19 protein-coding genes and 1 pseudogene are annotated in these 14,085 nt (G+C 72.7%); 8 read left to right on the top strand and 12 right to left on the bottom strand.

Features of this window, described 5'->3' with window-relative positions:
- The first annotated feature begins 80 nt into the window (after positions 1-80).
- Positions 81-476, top strand: a complete 396-nt coding sequence (locus tag AB0M18_RS00100) for a DUF302 domain-containing protein (RefSeq protein WP_365754160.1) — start codon at positions 81-83, stop codon at positions 474-476.
- Positions 477-827: 351 nt separating this feature from the next.
- Here AB0M18_RS00100 and AB0M18_RS00095 read toward each other — a convergent pair whose 3' ends face one another.
- Positions 828-1,184, bottom strand: coding sequence for a hypothetical protein (locus tag AB0M18_RS00095; protein WP_365754159.1), 357 nt, complete (start codon positions 1,182-1,184; stop codon positions 828-830).
- 82 nt (positions 1,185-1,266) lie between these two features.
- Here AB0M18_RS00095 and AB0M18_RS00090 point away from each other — a divergent pair.
- Positions 1,267-1,368, top strand: a pseudogene (locus AB0M18_RS00090) (DUF397 domain-containing protein); the annotation flags it as partial.
- Positions 1,369-1,380: 12 nt separating this feature from the next.
- Here the strand turns inward: AB0M18_RS00090 and AB0M18_RS00085 are convergent.
- Complete coding sequence (locus AB0M18_RS00085) at positions 1,381-1,797, bottom strand: hypothetical protein (protein ID WP_365754157.1); 417 nt, start codon at positions 1,795-1,797, stop codon at positions 1,381-1,383.
- 112 nt (positions 1,798-1,909) lie between these two features.
- Here AB0M18_RS00085 and AB0M18_RS00080 point away from each other — a divergent pair, with 112 nt between their 5' ends.
- From AB0M18_RS00080 to AB0M18_RS00070, 3 genes are all read left to right on the top strand, one after another.
- Entirely contained in the window at positions 1,910-2,278 is a 369-nt protein-coding gene (locus AB0M18_RS00080) for a hypothetical protein (RefSeq protein WP_365754155.1), read from the top strand.
- 86 nt (positions 2,279-2,364) lie between these two features.
- Entirely contained in the window at positions 2,365-2,919 is a 555-nt protein-coding gene (locus AB0M18_RS00075; RefSeq protein WP_365754153.1) for a GNAT family N-acetyltransferase, read from the top strand.
- 199 nt (positions 2,920-3,118) lie between these two features.
- Positions 3,119-3,742 carry a histidine phosphatase family protein gene (locus AB0M18_RS00070; protein ID WP_365754151.1) on the top strand — a complete coding sequence of 208 codons (624 nt, stop codon included), beginning with the start codon at positions 3,119-3,121 and terminating at the stop codon, positions 3,740-3,742.
- 75 nt (positions 3,743-3,817) lie between these two features.
- Here AB0M18_RS00070 and AB0M18_RS00065 read toward each other — a convergent pair whose 3' ends face one another.
- From AB0M18_RS00065 to AB0M18_RS00055, 3 genes are all read right to left on the bottom strand, one after another.
- A complete protein-coding gene (locus AB0M18_RS00065) occupies positions 3,818-4,447 on the bottom strand; it encodes an SMI1/KNR4 family protein (RefSeq protein ID WP_365754150.1) in 630 nt (209 codons plus the stop codon).
- Positions 4,448-4,513: 66 nt separating this feature from the next.
- The gene (locus tag AB0M18_RS00060; protein ID WP_365754148.1) at positions 4,514-5,314 is read right to left on the bottom strand and encodes a class I SAM-dependent methyltransferase; all 801 of its coding nucleotides are present in this window, start codon (positions 5,312-5,314) and stop codon (positions 4,514-4,516) included.
- Between the two features lie 25 nt (positions 5,315-5,339).
- A complete protein-coding gene (locus AB0M18_RS00055; RefSeq protein WP_365754146.1) occupies positions 5,340-6,128 on the bottom strand; it encodes an MBL fold metallo-hydrolase in 789 nt (262 codons plus the stop codon).
- A gap of 213 nt (positions 6,129-6,341) precedes the next feature.
- On the opposite strand from AB0M18_RS00055, the gene tpx reads away from it, so the two are divergent.
- Positions 6,342-6,842: a thiol peroxidase gene (tpx, locus tag AB0M18_RS00050; protein WP_365754144.1), complete on the top strand. Its 501-nt coding sequence runs from the start codon at positions 6,342-6,344 to the stop codon at positions 6,840-6,842.
- An 80-nt stretch (positions 6,843-6,922) separates the two neighbouring features.
- Here the strand turns inward: tpx and AB0M18_RS00045 are convergent, their stop codons facing one another.
- Both AB0M18_RS00045 and AB0M18_RS00040 read right to left on the bottom strand, forming a co-directional pair.
- Positions 6,923-7,171 (bottom strand): hypothetical protein, encoded by a 249-nt coding sequence (locus tag AB0M18_RS00045; RefSeq protein WP_365754142.1) that lies wholly within the window; start codon positions 7,169-7,171, stop codon positions 6,923-6,925.
- Positions 7,168-7,842, bottom strand: a complete 675-nt coding sequence (locus AB0M18_RS00040) for a hypothetical protein (protein ID WP_365754140.1) — start codon at positions 7,840-7,842, stop codon at positions 7,168-7,170. The genes AB0M18_RS00045 and AB0M18_RS00040 overlap by 4 nt, the downstream gene beginning before the upstream one ends.
- Before the next feature lie 16 nt (positions 7,843-7,858).
- Between AB0M18_RS00040 and AB0M18_RS00035 the strand changes: the two genes are divergently transcribed.
- The gene (locus tag AB0M18_RS00035; protein WP_365754996.1) at positions 7,859-9,250 is read left to right on the top strand and encodes an FAD-binding oxidoreductase; all 1,392 of its coding nucleotides are present in this window, start codon (positions 7,859-7,861) and stop codon (positions 9,248-9,250) included.
- 124 nt (positions 9,251-9,374) lie between these two features.
- Entirely contained in the window at positions 9,375-9,947 is a 573-nt protein-coding gene (locus AB0M18_RS00030; RefSeq protein WP_365754139.1) for a dihydrofolate reductase family protein, read from the top strand.
- A 51-nt stretch (positions 9,948-9,998) separates the two neighbouring features.
- Here the strand turns inward: AB0M18_RS00030 and AB0M18_RS00025 are convergent, their stop codons facing one another.
- From AB0M18_RS00025 to metF, 5 genes are all read right to left on the bottom strand, one after another.
- A complete protein-coding gene (locus AB0M18_RS00025; protein WP_365754137.1) occupies positions 9,999-10,625 on the bottom strand; it encodes a LysE family transporter in 627 nt (208 codons plus the stop codon).
- Positions 10,626-10,831: 206 nt separating this feature from the next.
- Positions 10,832-11,113, bottom strand: coding sequence for an antibiotic biosynthesis monooxygenase (locus tag AB0M18_RS00020; RefSeq protein WP_365754136.1), 282 nt, complete (start codon positions 11,111-11,113; stop codon positions 10,832-10,834).
- Between the two features lie 99 nt (positions 11,114-11,212).
- Positions 11,213-11,878 carry a maleylpyruvate isomerase family mycothiol-dependent enzyme gene (locus AB0M18_RS00015; RefSeq protein ID WP_365754135.1) on the bottom strand — a complete coding sequence of 222 codons (666 nt, stop codon included), beginning with the start codon at positions 11,876-11,878 and terminating at the stop codon, positions 11,213-11,215.
- On the bottom strand, positions 11,878-13,278 hold the full coding sequence (gene ahcY / locus AB0M18_RS00010; protein ID WP_365754134.1) for an adenosylhomocysteinase: 1,401 nt from the start codon (positions 13,276-13,278) through the stop codon (positions 11,878-11,880). Before ahcY ends, AB0M18_RS00015 begins: the two co-directional genes overlap by 1 nt.
- 13 nt (positions 13,279-13,291) lie before the next feature.
- On the bottom strand, positions 13,292-14,085 hold a 794-nt coding region (gene metF / locus AB0M18_RS00005; protein WP_365754132.1), incomplete at its 5' end, for a methylenetetrahydrofolate reductase [NAD(P)H].

The following is a 14,085-nucleotide window of genomic DNA, read 5'->3' as shown; positions in this document are numbered from 1 at the left end:
CCGAGCGCGAGCGGGCGTGCAGTACCCTCGATACCCACGGGGGTATCTCACGGGCTACTGGAACGACTGGAGCGCACACCATGGAGTACGGCATCCCCGTCACCCTCGACCTCCCCTTCGCCGAGGCCGTCGACCGCGTACGGGCGGCACTCGCCGAGCAGGGCTTCGGCATCCTCACCGAGATCGACGTCCAGGCGACCCTGAAGGCGAAGATCGGCGCGGAGATGGAGGACTACCTCATCCTCGGCGCCTGCAACCCGCCGCTCGCCCACCGCGCCCTGGAGGCGGACCGCCACATCGGCCTCCTCCTGCCGTGCAACGTCGTCGTCCGCGCCGACACCGAGCCGGGCCGCACCGTCGTCGAGGCGATGGACCCCCAGCTGATGGTCTCCGTGACGGGCCGCCCCGAGCTGGCCCCGGTCGCGGAGGAGGCGGGGACGCGACTGCGCGCGGCGCTCGGTTCGCTGGCGGGGTGAGGGTCGGTGGTGGGTGGCGCGGGGGTCGTTCCGGTGGCCGCATTCGGGACTGCATGATTTACGGCGCGGCCGGGCCCTGGCAGCCCTGAAGGCCCTCCACCCCGCGCCACAAATCACGCTTCACGTCCCGAACGCGCCCCCCCTGCACGTCCCCCGCTCCCGTACGGCCCCCGCGATCCGTTTCAGAGCAGGTGCGGCGGCGGCACGACCAGCACCACGGCGATCAAGCGCGGCCGCAGTCGGGGAAGGGCAGCATGTGCCTATGGGCGGTGCCGGGGGCGCTCACCGAGCTCGGAGGGGTCTATGCCGAGGTTGGCAAGGTCGACGATCTGGTCAGCGAGGGCTCATCGGTCACCAGTCGGATCCACCGCCTGTGGCGAGGCCGGCCTCGACCACGGCAACACGGCGGATACCGCTGATCTCAGCGGCGATACCGAGAGCGGCGGGCGGTTCGGCCGCTTCCTCGGCGGCCGCCTCCAACTCGCGCAGCCGGGCCGCAGTCTCGGGGTGCCGGGCGATGGCGACCTCGACGGCCCAGGCCTCTGCGAACACCCGCAGCGGTGTCGCCGATGTCTCCGCGCGGGCGCGCGCGGTGGCGGTCGCCCGATCCTGATCGAACTGCGGAAGGAGGTGGGGGGCAACCTGGGCGAGTGCGGAACGGATCGCCTCGGCCTGCACGGGCGGCTTCTTCGAGCGCTGCTGCTTCACGAGGGCCGGATCGTCGATCGTCTGGCCGTGATGCGGCCGTCCGTGACTACCGACATGCCCAGCAACGCCCTTGACCAACACCCCCGGCCTCGTCCCCGTCCGCGACTCCAAGCGCCCCGCCGGGCCCGTCCTCACTACCGCCGCCTGGGCGCCCTTCGTCGAGGCGGTCTGGCGCGGGATCTGAGGCATGAGGGGGTCAGGGCGCCCAGTACCAGCAGTACAGGCTCAGGCCCTCCTCCGCGCGCCTGCCGGCCAAGGCCGCCAGGCGCTCCAGGAGGTCGACCGCGCTCTCGGGAGAGACCTCGTCGCCCATCCCGTTGGCGATCTCGGCCCAGGTGAGGGCTGTGGTTCGGAGCCGTTCCGTTCCTGCGTCGATCAACGCGGCGCAGAGCGGCTGTGGAACAGCGAAGACAGTGAAGCCGTCGTTGGCCATGGGCACCACATGCCGGAGGGGACTTTCCGCCCCCGTCAGCAGAACCTCCCACCTCGGAACCGCGTCATCCGGATAGATGCCGTCACATCGCGCGGCGGGAAAGTCGTGGCTCTTGCGCGGCCCTACCCGAACGGCGGACTCGTCGCCTCCGGCGAGGAAGAACTCTCCTACGAGCACCATCTGCCGATGATGGCATGCCCCGGCCTCCGGGACTGACGCGTCTTCCGGAGCCGCGAAGAGCTCGACGATGATGGGCCAGGCCGGCGGGGGGCGACGTCGGAGAGGAGCCGGGATGAACACGTGGTTCTGGGTCGGGGAGTCCGGCGAGGTGGATGGGTTCGCGGAGCTCGGGGACGCGGATCGGCGGTTTGTGCGGGGGTTGCGGGAGCGGGCCGTGACGTGGGTCGGGGATGCGGACGACACGTTCGTGTTGCGGCCGGAGGAGACGGGGTTCGCGCATCTGCTGGTGGTGGTGCGGGGGCGGGACGGGGTGTTCGGGGCGCTGTTCGACGTACAGGGCGGGGTGTACGCGAGCGAGCTGCACGACCAGATGTATCTGCCGCTGCACGGCTCGTCGGCGGGTACGTTCCGGGCGTCCGGTTCCGCGACGGCGTGTGCGGAACGGGCGGCGGACTGGTTCGAGCGGCTGGTGCGCGGCTGACGCGCCGGAAGAGGCGCTCGATCGGGGGCGGACGTGGGTCAGCCGCAACCGATCAACGCACGTGCGTACGAGGTAAGTTGCGGGCCATGACGACACTCGCGGCCGACGCCTGGCCCCCCGCGCCGATACGTACCGACCGGCTGGTGCTCCGCGCCTCGGAGGCTCGGGACCGGGCGGCGTTCGTCGAGCTGTTCGCGTCGCCCGAGGTGGGCACGTACATCGGCGGCGCGCAGCCCCGCGAGGAGGTGGAACGCGCGATGCCCGAGGTGCCGGGGCAGCGGCCCGGCCTGTTCGTGGTCGAGCGCGCCGGGGCGATGATCGGCGTGGTCACGACCCTCGACCGGCCCGACCCGGGGCAGCCCGAGGCCGAACTCGGCTACCTGTTCCTGCCGGAGGCCTGGGGCCACGGGTACGCCGCCGAGGCCTGCGCCGCCGCGCTCGACTGGCTCGCGGCCTCCCTGCCCGGCACGTCCGCGCTGCTCCGCACCCGGTCCGCCAACGAGCCCTCGATGCGGCTCGCGGCGAGGCTGGGGTTCACGGAGGTGAAGCGGTACGAGGAGTACGGCGCCGAGCAGTGGCTCGGCGTGCGGGAGGGACGCACGGGAGCGGGGGGCGTGCAGGGGGTCGCGTTCGGGACGTGAAGCGTGATTTGTGGCGCGGGGTGAGGGGCCTCCAGGACCGGTCGGGCCCGGCCGCGCCGTAAATCATGCAGTCCCGAATGCGGCCACCGGAACGCCCCCCGCGCCACCCACCACCCGCCACCCGCCACGGAACCCTTTCGGCAGGCGGCGCGTCCGTGCCGGAGTACGCCTGATCCACCGCACCTCCGGAGGCCCCCGCATGACCGCTACCGCCGCCCGCTACCTCTACCTGGCCCGGCACGGACAGGCGACGGACGACGAGAGCGCGCTGACGGAGGCGGGGCGGCGGCAGGCCGGGCTGCTCGGGGAGCGGTTGCGCGGGGTGCCGCTGGCGGCGGTCCATCACGGGCCGCTGGCGCGGGCCGAGGAGACCGCGCGGCTGGTGGCGGAGCGACTGGACGGCGTACCGCTGAAGCGCGACGAGGCGGCCGGGGACTACGTGCCGTACCTGCCGAAGCGCGAGGAGCTGCCCGCGGAGTCGGCGGACGCGATGCTCGGCTTCCTCGCCGGGTTCCCGGCGGAGGAGCGGGAGCAGGGGCCGGGGCTCGCGGCGGCGGCGCTCGCGCGGTTCACCGGGCCCGTGGCCGGGGACGAGCCGCGCCACGAGCTCGTCGTGACGCACAACTTCCTGATCGGCTGGCTGGTCCGGGCCGCGCTCGACGCGCCGGAGGCGCGCTGGATGGGCCTCAACCACGCCAACGCGGCGCTCACGGTCATCCGTTACGCCCCCGGCCGCGCGCCCGCGCTGCTCCTCTTCAACGACACCGGCCACCTGCCGCCCGAACTGCGCTGGACGGGCTTCCCGCCGGAGCTCCACGTCTGAGACGGCGGACGGTGGACGGTGGACGGCGGACGGCGGACGGCGGACGGCGGACGGGCGAACGACACGCGGACCGCTCTACCAGTGGGTGACGATCTTGCCGGGGCGGTCCGTCAGGTCCTCGAAGGTCGCCGGGCGGCCGCCGCACGACAGCGGCACGATCAGGTCGCAGGTGGCGCGGGCGTCGTACCACACCTCGCCCCTATGCGGTCCGGTGACGACCAGGAGGTGGTTGAACCCGCAGCCGCCCTCCCGGATGTAGACGGCCCCGGCCGTCTTCCGCTCCTGTAGCACCCCGCACTCGTCGTCCCAGACCGCCCAGGCCTCCGCGTCCTCGCGCGGCGGCTCGCGGTCGCCCAGCTCGTCGTCGTAGGCGGCGTACGAGTCGGGGTGCGGGAACGGCTCGGTGAGCAGGTCGTAGTTGGTGTCCCGGTCCCCCCACCAGCCCCACCCGTCCGGCCCGCGCCAGAGCCGGTTGACGCCCCGGCCGCCGGCGCTGACGTGGAGCAGGTACTTCCGGTACTCGTCCGGGAATCGGATCCCCAACTCCCCCTCGGCCTCGCCGACTTCGGCCGAGGTCAGCGGCGGCGACGCGGGCTTCCCGTACTGCTGCCACGCGGGGCCGGTGTACGGGTCGTAGCGGTGGCCGCACGCCAGACGGTGGTACTCGGCCGTCCAGTCGGCGCCGGAGTCCGCGTCCGCGTTCATGCCCCTACCCCTGCCCCTGTCCGTGCTCACCGGTCGATCTTAAGGACACCTCACAGGCCGCCGGGCTCAGCCGGCCGGCCTCCGGCCCCGGACCGCCCAGGCTCGTGCCGTGAGCGTGATCGAGCCGTCCCGTTCGAGGGGGACGGACTCGGCGTATGCCGTACGGACGCGGTCGCGGTCGCCCGGGGTGAGGGAGGTGACGTAGGCGGGGGCCGGGCCCTGGCCCGCCAGGAAGGGGTCCCACAGGTCGGCGAAACCGGTGAAGACGGTGGGGACGTCGATCGGGGCGGTGGTGACGTCGGTCAGGCCCGCGTCCGTCCACAGGCTGTGCAGGCGTTCGGGGCGGCAGAGCGGGAAGCGCCGGCCCTCGTCGAGGGCGACGGCCGAGGCCGGGTCGACGGTGGCGACGGCGTCCCAGAAGCGGCGCAGGAAGCCCGGGGTCTCGGCGTAGTCCCAGACGTACGCGGCGGCCAGGCCGTCGCCGGGGCGGACCGCGCGGGCCAGCTCGGTGGCGCCGGTGGCCGGTGCGGGCAGGAAGTTCAGGGCGAGGCCGCTGACGGCCACGTCGTACGCGCCGTCGGGCACGGGCAGCGCCGTCGCGTCGGCGACGGCGAACCCGCCGCCCGGGACCTGGGCCCGGGCCGTGCGGACGAAGGGCTCCGACAGGTCGACGCCCAGGAGCGCGCGGGGCCGGCAGCGGTCCGTCACCGTGGCCGAGAGGGCGCCGGTGCCGCAGCCCACGTCCAGCCAGCGCAGCCCTTCGGGACGGCCGAGCCATTCCGTGAACCGGGCGGCGACGAGCCGGCTCCAGCGGCCCATGTACCGCTCGTACGCCGCGCCGGTCTCCCACACGTCCAAGCCGCGCATGCCACCACCTCTCCCGCTCCGTCCCTCAGTCCAGCGTCTCCTCCCTGCCCGGCGCGAGCCAGCGCAGACGGTCCGCGAGGTCCGGGTCGGCGGCGAAGGCGGCGGTGATGCGGGCCGGGTCCTCGGCGAGGTGGGTCCAGGAGTCGAAGTGCAGGGGGATCACCCGGCGGGCGCCGAGGGTGCGGGCGACGGCGGCGCCCTCGGCGGCGCTGAGCGAGAAGGCCAGGTCGCCGGTGGACGGGAAGTGCGCGTCGCCGAAGTGCAGGAAGGCCGTGTCGAGGGCGAAGCGCGCGCCGATCTCGGCGAGCGCGTCATGGCGGACGGTGTCCCCGGAGACGTACAGCGTCCTGTTCCCCGTCGTGACGACGAAGCCGGTGACCGGGCCGGTGGCCTGCTCGGTGCCCTCCGGGCCGTGCCGGGCCGGGGTCGCGGTGACGGTGACGGTCGTGGCGCCGGCGGTGACGGTACGGCTCTCCCAGGACGCCAGTCCCTCCACCCGGCTGCCGAGGCCCGCGCCGCCGAGGCGGGCCGCGGCCTCCGGCGTCGTGAGGACGAGCCCGGCGCGGCCGAGCACCTCGCGGCCGGCGCGGTCGAGGTTGTCGGCGTGCTGGTCGTGCGAGAGCAGGACGAGGTCGATCGGCGGCAGCGCGTCGGCGGCGAGGGCGGGCCCCGTGGTCCGGTGGAGGGGCCGGGCCGCCGGGTAGTCGGCGGGGGCCTGGTCGAAGGCGGGGTCGGTGAGGACGGTCAGCTCGCCGATGCGCAGCAGCACGGTGGCCGTACCGATGTACGTGGCGGTGACGGGGACGGCGGTCATGGTCTTGCACCTCCTGGAACGGGAGTTCGACTCGACGCCAGGAAACTAGACCGATCGGTCTCGGTTCGTCAACTGAACCTAGCAGTTCAGCAGTTGTTTACCGGTGGCCGCCGCCGGGCGGAATACGATCGGGCCGTCGGAGGCTGATCACAGCAGTCCGCACTCAGCACCCAGTACCCAGTACCCAGTACCCAGTCGAAGGAGACATGCCTCATGGCGCAGGTCACGCTCAAGGGCAACCCCGTTACGGTCGACGGCACCCTGCCCGCCGCGGGCGGCCAGGCTCCCGCGTTCACCCTGGTCGGCGAGGGTCTCGCGGACAAGTCGCTGAAGGACTTCGCGGGCAGGCGCAAGGTCCTCAACATCTTCCCGAGCGTGGACACCCCCACCTGCGCCGCGTCGGTCCGCGCCTTCAACGCCAGCGCCGCCGACCTCGACAACACCGTGGTGCTCTGCATCTCCGCGGACCTGCCCTTCGCGCAGGCCCGCTTCTGCGGCGCCGAGGGTCTGGAGAACGTGCAGAACCTCTCCACCCTCCGCGGCCGCGAGTTCCACACCGACTACGGCGTCTCGATCGCCGACGGCCCGCTGGCCGGCCTGACCGCCCGCGCGGTCGTCGTCCTCGACGAGGACGACAAGGTCCTCCACACGGAGCTCGTCAACGAGATCTCCCAGGAGCCGAACTACGAGGCCGCCCTCGCCGCCCTGAAGTAGGCCCTCGCCACCGAGCACACCACCCCGGGCCCACCCGGCGCAGCACCGTCGCGCCGGGTGGGCCCGGGGTGCGTACCGGCCTACGCTCGGAGCATGCCCTCACACACACGCAACGGCTCCTGCAACGGCAACGGCAAGGGCTCGTGCCTCTCCCTCTGGTCGAAGAACTCCTTCCTCTCCATCGGGTCCGTGGGCTCCTTCATGTCCATCGGCTCGGTCGGCTCGTCGTTCTCGATCGGGTCCGTCGGGTCCTTCCTGAGCGTCGGGTCGCTGCTCTCCGCCCGCTCCCTCCTCGCCGTCATGTCGTGGCGGTCGACGTGCGCGGTCATGAGCTCGCGCAGTCGGCGACCGGGGTCACCGACAGCACGTCTGTGACCGGGATGTCGACCGTGCGGCCGTCCTGAAGGGTCAGGGCGAGGGCGCCGCCGCCGCGGGTGAGTTCCCCGCACCAGCGGCCGGTGGACGTCGTCACCTCCACCGAGCCGGCCCGTCCGGCGGCCGCGGGCGCGTCCGGGGCGGGCCACCAGGAGCTCGTGGCGGCGAGCGCCGTCAGGAGGACCGTGACGAAGGTGAGGACGAGTCCGGTACGCAGGCGGAAGGCCGCGCGCGCGGGGACGTCGGGGGCTCCGGAGTGGGGCCAGGCGGTGCGGCCGACGAGATACACGGCCAGGCAGGCGAGCAGCAGCGCGAGGAGGACCAGGACGCCGGCCGCGGCCTCGACGCCCCGGGGTGCCGGGGAACCGGAACCGGCGGCTTTCAGCGCGCCGCACAGGCCGACGAACCCCAGCGCGGCCAGCTGGAGCGTCAGCCAGCCCCGCGCCGCGGCCTGGATCTCGCGCCCCGGGCCCCCTTGTGTGCCGCCGCCGGTCGCCTCGTCACTGTCGTCGGTCATGGGCGCCAGGATGCCGAGGCCCGGCGTCGGCAGGCGGAGTGCCACGCCGGGGGAGAGACTGAAGGAGTAGCGCGGCCGCCAGGCAGGGGTGCCCTGGAGGAATGTCATGGGCGGCACGGGCGGCATGAGCGGCACAGCGTTGGAGACCTTGCGCGAGCGGCTGCGGGGCGAGGTGATCGGCCCGCAGGACGCGGGGTACGACGAGGCCCGGACGGTCTACAACGCGATGGTCGACCGCCGGCCGGCGGTGATCGCGCGGTGCGCGGACCAGACGGACGTACGGGCGGCGGTGCGCTTCGCCCGCGAGAACGGCATCGACCTCTCCGTCTACGGCGGCGGACACAGCGGCGGCGGGCTCTGCATGGTCGACGACGCGCTGGTCGTGGACCTGTCGCACGGGCTGCGCTGGGTACGGGTCGACCCCCGGTCCCGGACCGCGCTGGTCGGCGGCGGCAGCCAGCTCGGCGACCTGGACCACGAGGCGCACGGCCACGGCCTCGCCACGCCCGCCGGGGTGATGTCGACGACCGGCGTCGGCGGGCTCACGCTGGGCGGCGGGCACGGGCATCTGACCCGGGCGTACGGGCTCACCATCGACAACCTCCTCGCGGCGGACGTGGTGCTCGCCGACGGCAGCACCGTCACCGCCTCCGCCGAGGAACACCCGGATCTCTTCTGGGCGTTGCGCGGCGGCGGGGGCAACTTCGGCGTCGTCACCTCCTTCCGCTTCGCGCTGCACCCGGTGGACACGGTCGGGCTCGCCGTGACGCTGTGGGAGCCGGAGCACATCGGGGCGGTGCTGCGCTGGTACCGGGAGTTCCTGCCGGCCGCGGCCGAGGACCTGAACGGCTTCTTCGCCACGCTGACGGTGGCGCCGGGGCCGCCGTTCCCGGAGGAGATCCACCACAGGAAGATGTGCGGCGTGGTGTGGTGCACGACCGGGCCGACGGACGAGGAGAGCCTGGCGAAGCTGTTCGTGCCGGTCTCCGATCCCGCCCCGCCCGCCTTCCACTTCGCGACGCCGATCCCGTACCCCGGGATCCAGACGATGTTCGACGAGCTGATCCCCAAGGGTCTCCAGTGGTACTGGCGCGGCGACTTCTTCGACCGGATCACGGACGACGCGATCGACACGCACCGCTCGTTCCTGGAGAACATGCCGACCGAACTGTCGACCATGCACCTGTACCCGGTCGACGGCGCGGCCCACCGGCTCGGCCCGGTGGACACGGCGTGGGCCTACCGCGACGCGGTCTGGTCCGGCGTGATCGCGGGCATCAGTCCCGAGGCGTCCGACGCCGGCGCGATCCGCGACTGGGCGGTGAACTACTGGGAGGCGCTGCACCCCCAGTCGATGGGCGGCGCGTACGTCAACTTCATCGGCCAGGACGAGTCGCGGGACCGGGTGAAGGCGACGTACCGCGGGCACTACGAACGGCTCGCGGAGGTGAAGAAGACGTACGACCCGGAGAACGTCTTCCACCACAACCAGAACATCCGTCCGGCGGACCGATGAGTTTCCCGGTGATCATGGGTCGTAGTAGGTGTACGTAGGACCGCGGACCGCGGACCGCGGACCGCGGACCGCGGACCGCAGACCGCAGACCGCAGACATCACCGAGATCCCGAGGACACACGCCATGCGCAAGCTCATCGCCACCGCCTTCGTCTCGCTCGACGGCGTCGTCGAGGCCCCGGGCGGCGAGCCCGGCTACCGCAACTCCGGCTGGACCTTCAAGCACACCGAGTTCCTGCCCGAGGCCTACGAGCTGAAGGGCCGGGAGCAGCAGGAGGCCACGGCGATGCTGCTGGGCCGCACGAGCTACGAGGCGTTCAGCCCGGTGTGGCCGGACATGGCGGACTTCGCGGAGTACAAGGAGATGCCGAAGTACGTGGTGTCCACCACCCTCGACGCGGACGACCTGGTGTCGAACTGGGGCGAGACGACGATCCTGCGCTCCCTCGACGAGGTCGCCGCGCTGAAGGAGACCGAGGGCGGCCCGATCATCGTCCACGGCAGCGCGACCCTGGTCCGCGCCCTCGCGGACGCGGACCTGATCGACCGCTACCACCTGCTCGTCTTCCCGCTCCTCCTCGGCGCGGGCAAGCGTCTCTTCAGCACGACGGACAAGGACGCGCAGAAGCTGGAGCTCGTGGAGCACGAGGCGTACGCGAACGGCATCCAGAAGCAGGTCTTCGACGTGGTGCGGTGACCCGCACGCGGTCGTGCGTGCGGTGACCCGCACGCACGACCGGATCGGGTCTCACCCCACCGGCCGCACCGCCAGGACCACGATCAGCGTGCTCGACGCCAGCGCCGTGGTCAGGCGGCCTCGGGGGCCGGTCAGGGTGCGGCCGAGGAGGGTGCCGCCGGTGGTGAGGAGGAGTTGCCAGCTGGCGGAGGCGAGGAGGGCGGCGAGGACGAAGGCGGTGCGTTCGGGGGCGGAGGACGGGGCGGCCGGGCCGGTCGCCAGGATCAGGGCCGCGAAGTAGATCACCGTCATGGGGTTGAGGATCGTGACGCCCAGGAAGGTGAGGTAGGCGCGGGCCGGGCCGGGGCCGGGGGCGCCGTCGTCGCGGGAGGCGAGCGCGCCGGCGCGGTGGGCGCGGACGGCCGTCCAGGCGGCACGGACCGCGAGGAACACCAGGACCACGGCGGAGAGCCGGCGCAGCGGGGTCATCACCGGGGTGAGCAGCGGGACGAGGACCGAGCCGCCCGCGACCGCGAGCAGCGCGTACACGCCGTCCGCGGTGGCGACGCCGAGCGCGGCCGCCGCGCCGGTGCGCCAGCCCGTACGGGCCGTGACGGCGACGAGGTAGGCGCCGACCGCGCCGACGGGGATCGCGATGCCGTAGCCGGCGAGCAGGCCGGCGACCGCCGCGGTGATCACGCGACGGGTGGGGTCGCGCCTCCGGGGGTGCCGGGCTGCTGCTGTCGGCGCGTGGCGGCGGCGACGTGGAGGGCGGCAGCGGTACGTACGGGGGTCGTGGTCATGCCCGTAGGGTGACGCCGCCCGCCGCCCCGCCGCAATCGGTTTACGCGCGGCCGGGCCGCACGCCAGGCGGGCTACGGCTACGGCTACGGCTACGGCTACGGCTACGGCTTCAGGATCACGTTCACCGCCTCGTCGACCCGCGGCACCAGCGGCGGCGTCCCCATCTCCTGGAAGATCGGCGTCGCCTTCTCCACGAAGGCCTGGAACGCCGCCTCCGCCTCCCAGAAATCCACCACCCGCCAGCCACCCGTCCCGTCCGGGCCGGCCGCGTGGGCGAGGAAGCCCGGCATCGGGAACCAGGGGGCGGCGGTGATCTGCTCGGTGGTGCGGCGGTAGTTCTCCTCGGTGCCGCCGGGGATCTCGATGGTGACGATGACAGCCATGGGTGCTCCCGTGAGAGGGGAAGGGGCGGGGTGGCGACACCAGCACACCAGCCCGGCCCCCACCCCGCACCGCCACGTCCGCCGAACGAACTACCGCCCTCAGCGGTAGATGAGAAGTTCCTGCTCCGTCGCGCCGGTCAGTTCGTAACGCGTCCTGACCAGCGGGCGTCCCGAGTAGATGCGGATCAAGGTGGCCGCGTCGCCGTGGAAGCGGGCCGGGGCGCGGCCCTCGACGGCGTTGCCGAGGTCGACCTCGCCGCCCCGGTCCGCCAGGACGCCGACCAGGCGGGGGGTCTCCCGCTTGCGGCTGGTGACGGAGAGCAGCGGCAGGGCCAGGTCGAGCGCCTCGCCGCAGTACGCGCCGGGTTCGCCGAAGGCCTCCCGTACGTCCCCGGCGTGCACCCACTCGCCGAGGGCGACCGCGTCGAGCCGGCCGTCCTCCCGCTCGGCGATCACCGGGCCGGCCTCGCTGAGGCCGCGCTCCAGTTCGTCGAGGACCCGGCCGAGCGGCCATTCCTCGCGCTCGGCCACGTCGCAGGCGTTGGCCTCGGGCAGGAACACGCCCTCCTCAAGGCGTCCCTCGACGATCCTGACGAGCGCGGCCCCGCAGTGGGCGAGCACCTGCCGCGCGGTCCAGCCGGGGCACGCGGTGCGGTTGGCGTACGCCTCCTCGGGCGTACGCCGGAGCAGCGGCATCAGCAGGTCCCGCTCCGTCGTGAGCAGACGGTCCGGGAGCCACGGATCACGTACGTACTCGGTACACATCAGTAGCGGTAGTGGTCCGGCTTGTACGGGCCGTCGACGGGGACGCCGATGTAGGCGGCCTGCTCGGGGCGGAGGGTGGTGAGGCGCACGCCGAGGGCGTCGAGGTGGAGGCGGGCGACCTTCTCGTCGAGGTGTTTGGGGAGGGTGTAGACGCCGGTGGGGTAGTCGGCGGTCTTCGTGAAGAGCTCGATCTGGGCCAGGGTCTGGTCCGCGAAGGAGTTGGACATCACGAAGGAGGGGTGTCCGGTGGCGTTGCCGAGGTTGAGGAGCCGGCCCTCGGACAGGACGATGACGACCTTGCCGTCGGGGAAGGTCCAGGTGTGGACCTGCGGCTTGACCTCGTCCTTGACGATGCCCGGGATCTTCGCGAGACCCGCCATGTCGATCTCGTTGTCGAAGTGGCCGATGTTGCCGACGATGGCCTGGTGCTTCATGCGGGCGATGTCGGACGCCATGATGATGTCCTTGTTGCCCGTGGTGGTGATGAAGATGTCGGCGGTCTCGACGACGTCGTCGAGGGTGGCGACCTGGTAGCCGTCCATGGCGGCCTGGAGCGCGCAGATCGGGTCGATCTCGGTGACGATGACGCGGGCGCCCTGGCCGCGCAGCGACTCCGCCGAGCCCTTGCCGACGTCGCCGTAGCCGCACACCACGGCCGTCTTGCCGCCGATCAGGACGTCCGTCGCACGGTTGATGCCGTCCACGAGCGAGTGCCGGCAGCCGTACTTGTTGTCGAACTTCGACTTCGTCACGGCGTCGTTCACGTTGATGGCGGGGAAGAGGAGCGCGCCGTCGCGGTGCATCTCGTACAGACGGTGGACACCGGTCGTGGTCTCCTCCGTGACGCCCCGGATGCCGGCCGCCAGCGAGGCCCAGTCGATCGTCGAGCGGCCGAGCAGCTCCAGGACGATCCGGAACTCGTCGTTGTCGGCGGTCGACGGGTCCGGCACGGCGCCCGCCTTCTGGTACTCCACACCCTTGTGGACGAGGAGCGTGGCGTCGCCGCCGTCGTCCAGGATCATGTTGGGGCCGCCCTGCGCGCCCGGCCAGGTCAGCGCCTGCTCCGTGCACCACCAGTACTCCTCCAGCGTCTCGCCCTTCCAGGCGAAGACCGGGATACCGGCGGCGGCGATCGCCGCGGCGGCGTGGTCCTGGGTCGAGTAGATGTTGCAGGACACCCAGCGGACCTCGGCGCCGAGGGCGACCAGCGTCTCGATGAGGACGGCGGTCTGCACGGTCATGTGCAGGGAGCCGGTGATACGGGCGCCCGCCAGCGGCTGGGCGGCCGCGTACTCGCGGCGGATCGACATCAGACCCGGCATCTCGTGCTCGGCGAGCGTGATCTCCTTGCGGCCGAACTCCGCCAGACCGATGTCGGCGACCTTGTAGTCAGAAAACACAGCATCGGTGAAGTCAGACACGTGCGAAGCTCCTTGAGGCTTGGATCGATCGGTGGATTTCGAGGGCCGCGGTGCTCTTGTTGAGCGTGATGTAGTGCAGTCCGGGCGCACCCTCGGCGAGCAGCCGCAGGCCCATCGCCGTCGCGTGCTCCACGCCGGTCCGGTACGCGGCGGCCGGGTCGTCCTTCGCCGCCTCCAGGCGGTGCGCCAGGTCCTCGGGGAAGGCGGCGTCCGACAGTTCGGCGAAGCGCCGGATCTGGCGCACGTCGGTGGCCGGCATGATCTCGGGGATGATCGGGGTGTCGCAGCCGGCCGCGGCGACCCGGTCGCGCAGCCGCAGATAGTCCTCGGGGTCGAAGAACATCTGGGTGATCGCGTAGTCGGCGCCGGCCCGGCACTTGGCGACGAAGTGCTCCAGGTCGCTCACGGCGTCCGGGGAGCGCGGATGGCCCTCCGGGAAGGCCGCCACGCCGATCCGGAACTCCCCCAACGACCGTACGAGCTCGACGAGTTCGTACGCGTGGGTGAAGCCGTCCGGGTGCGGGGTCCACTCCCCGCGCGGGTCGCCGGGCGGGTCGCCGCGCAGGACGAGGACGTCCCGGACACCGGCGTCCGCGTAGGCGCCGATGATGGCGCGCAGCTCGGCCACCGAGTGCCCGACGGCCGTCAGGTGCGCGACGGGTCGCAGGGTGGTCTCGCGGACGATGCGCTGGGTGACGTCGATGGTGCGGTCCCGGGAGGAGCCGCCGGCGCCGTACGTCACGGAGACGAAGTCCGGGGCGAGCGCCTCCACGCGCCGGATCGCCT

This window comes from Streptomyces sp. NPDC051909 (assembly GCF_040681095.1).
Classification (GTDB): Bacteria; Actinomycetota; Actinomycetes; order Streptomycetales; family Streptomycetaceae; genus Streptomyces.
The sequence above is the reverse complement of the archived record's forward strand: the minus strand, read 5'-3'. Positions and strand labels throughout refer to the sequence as shown.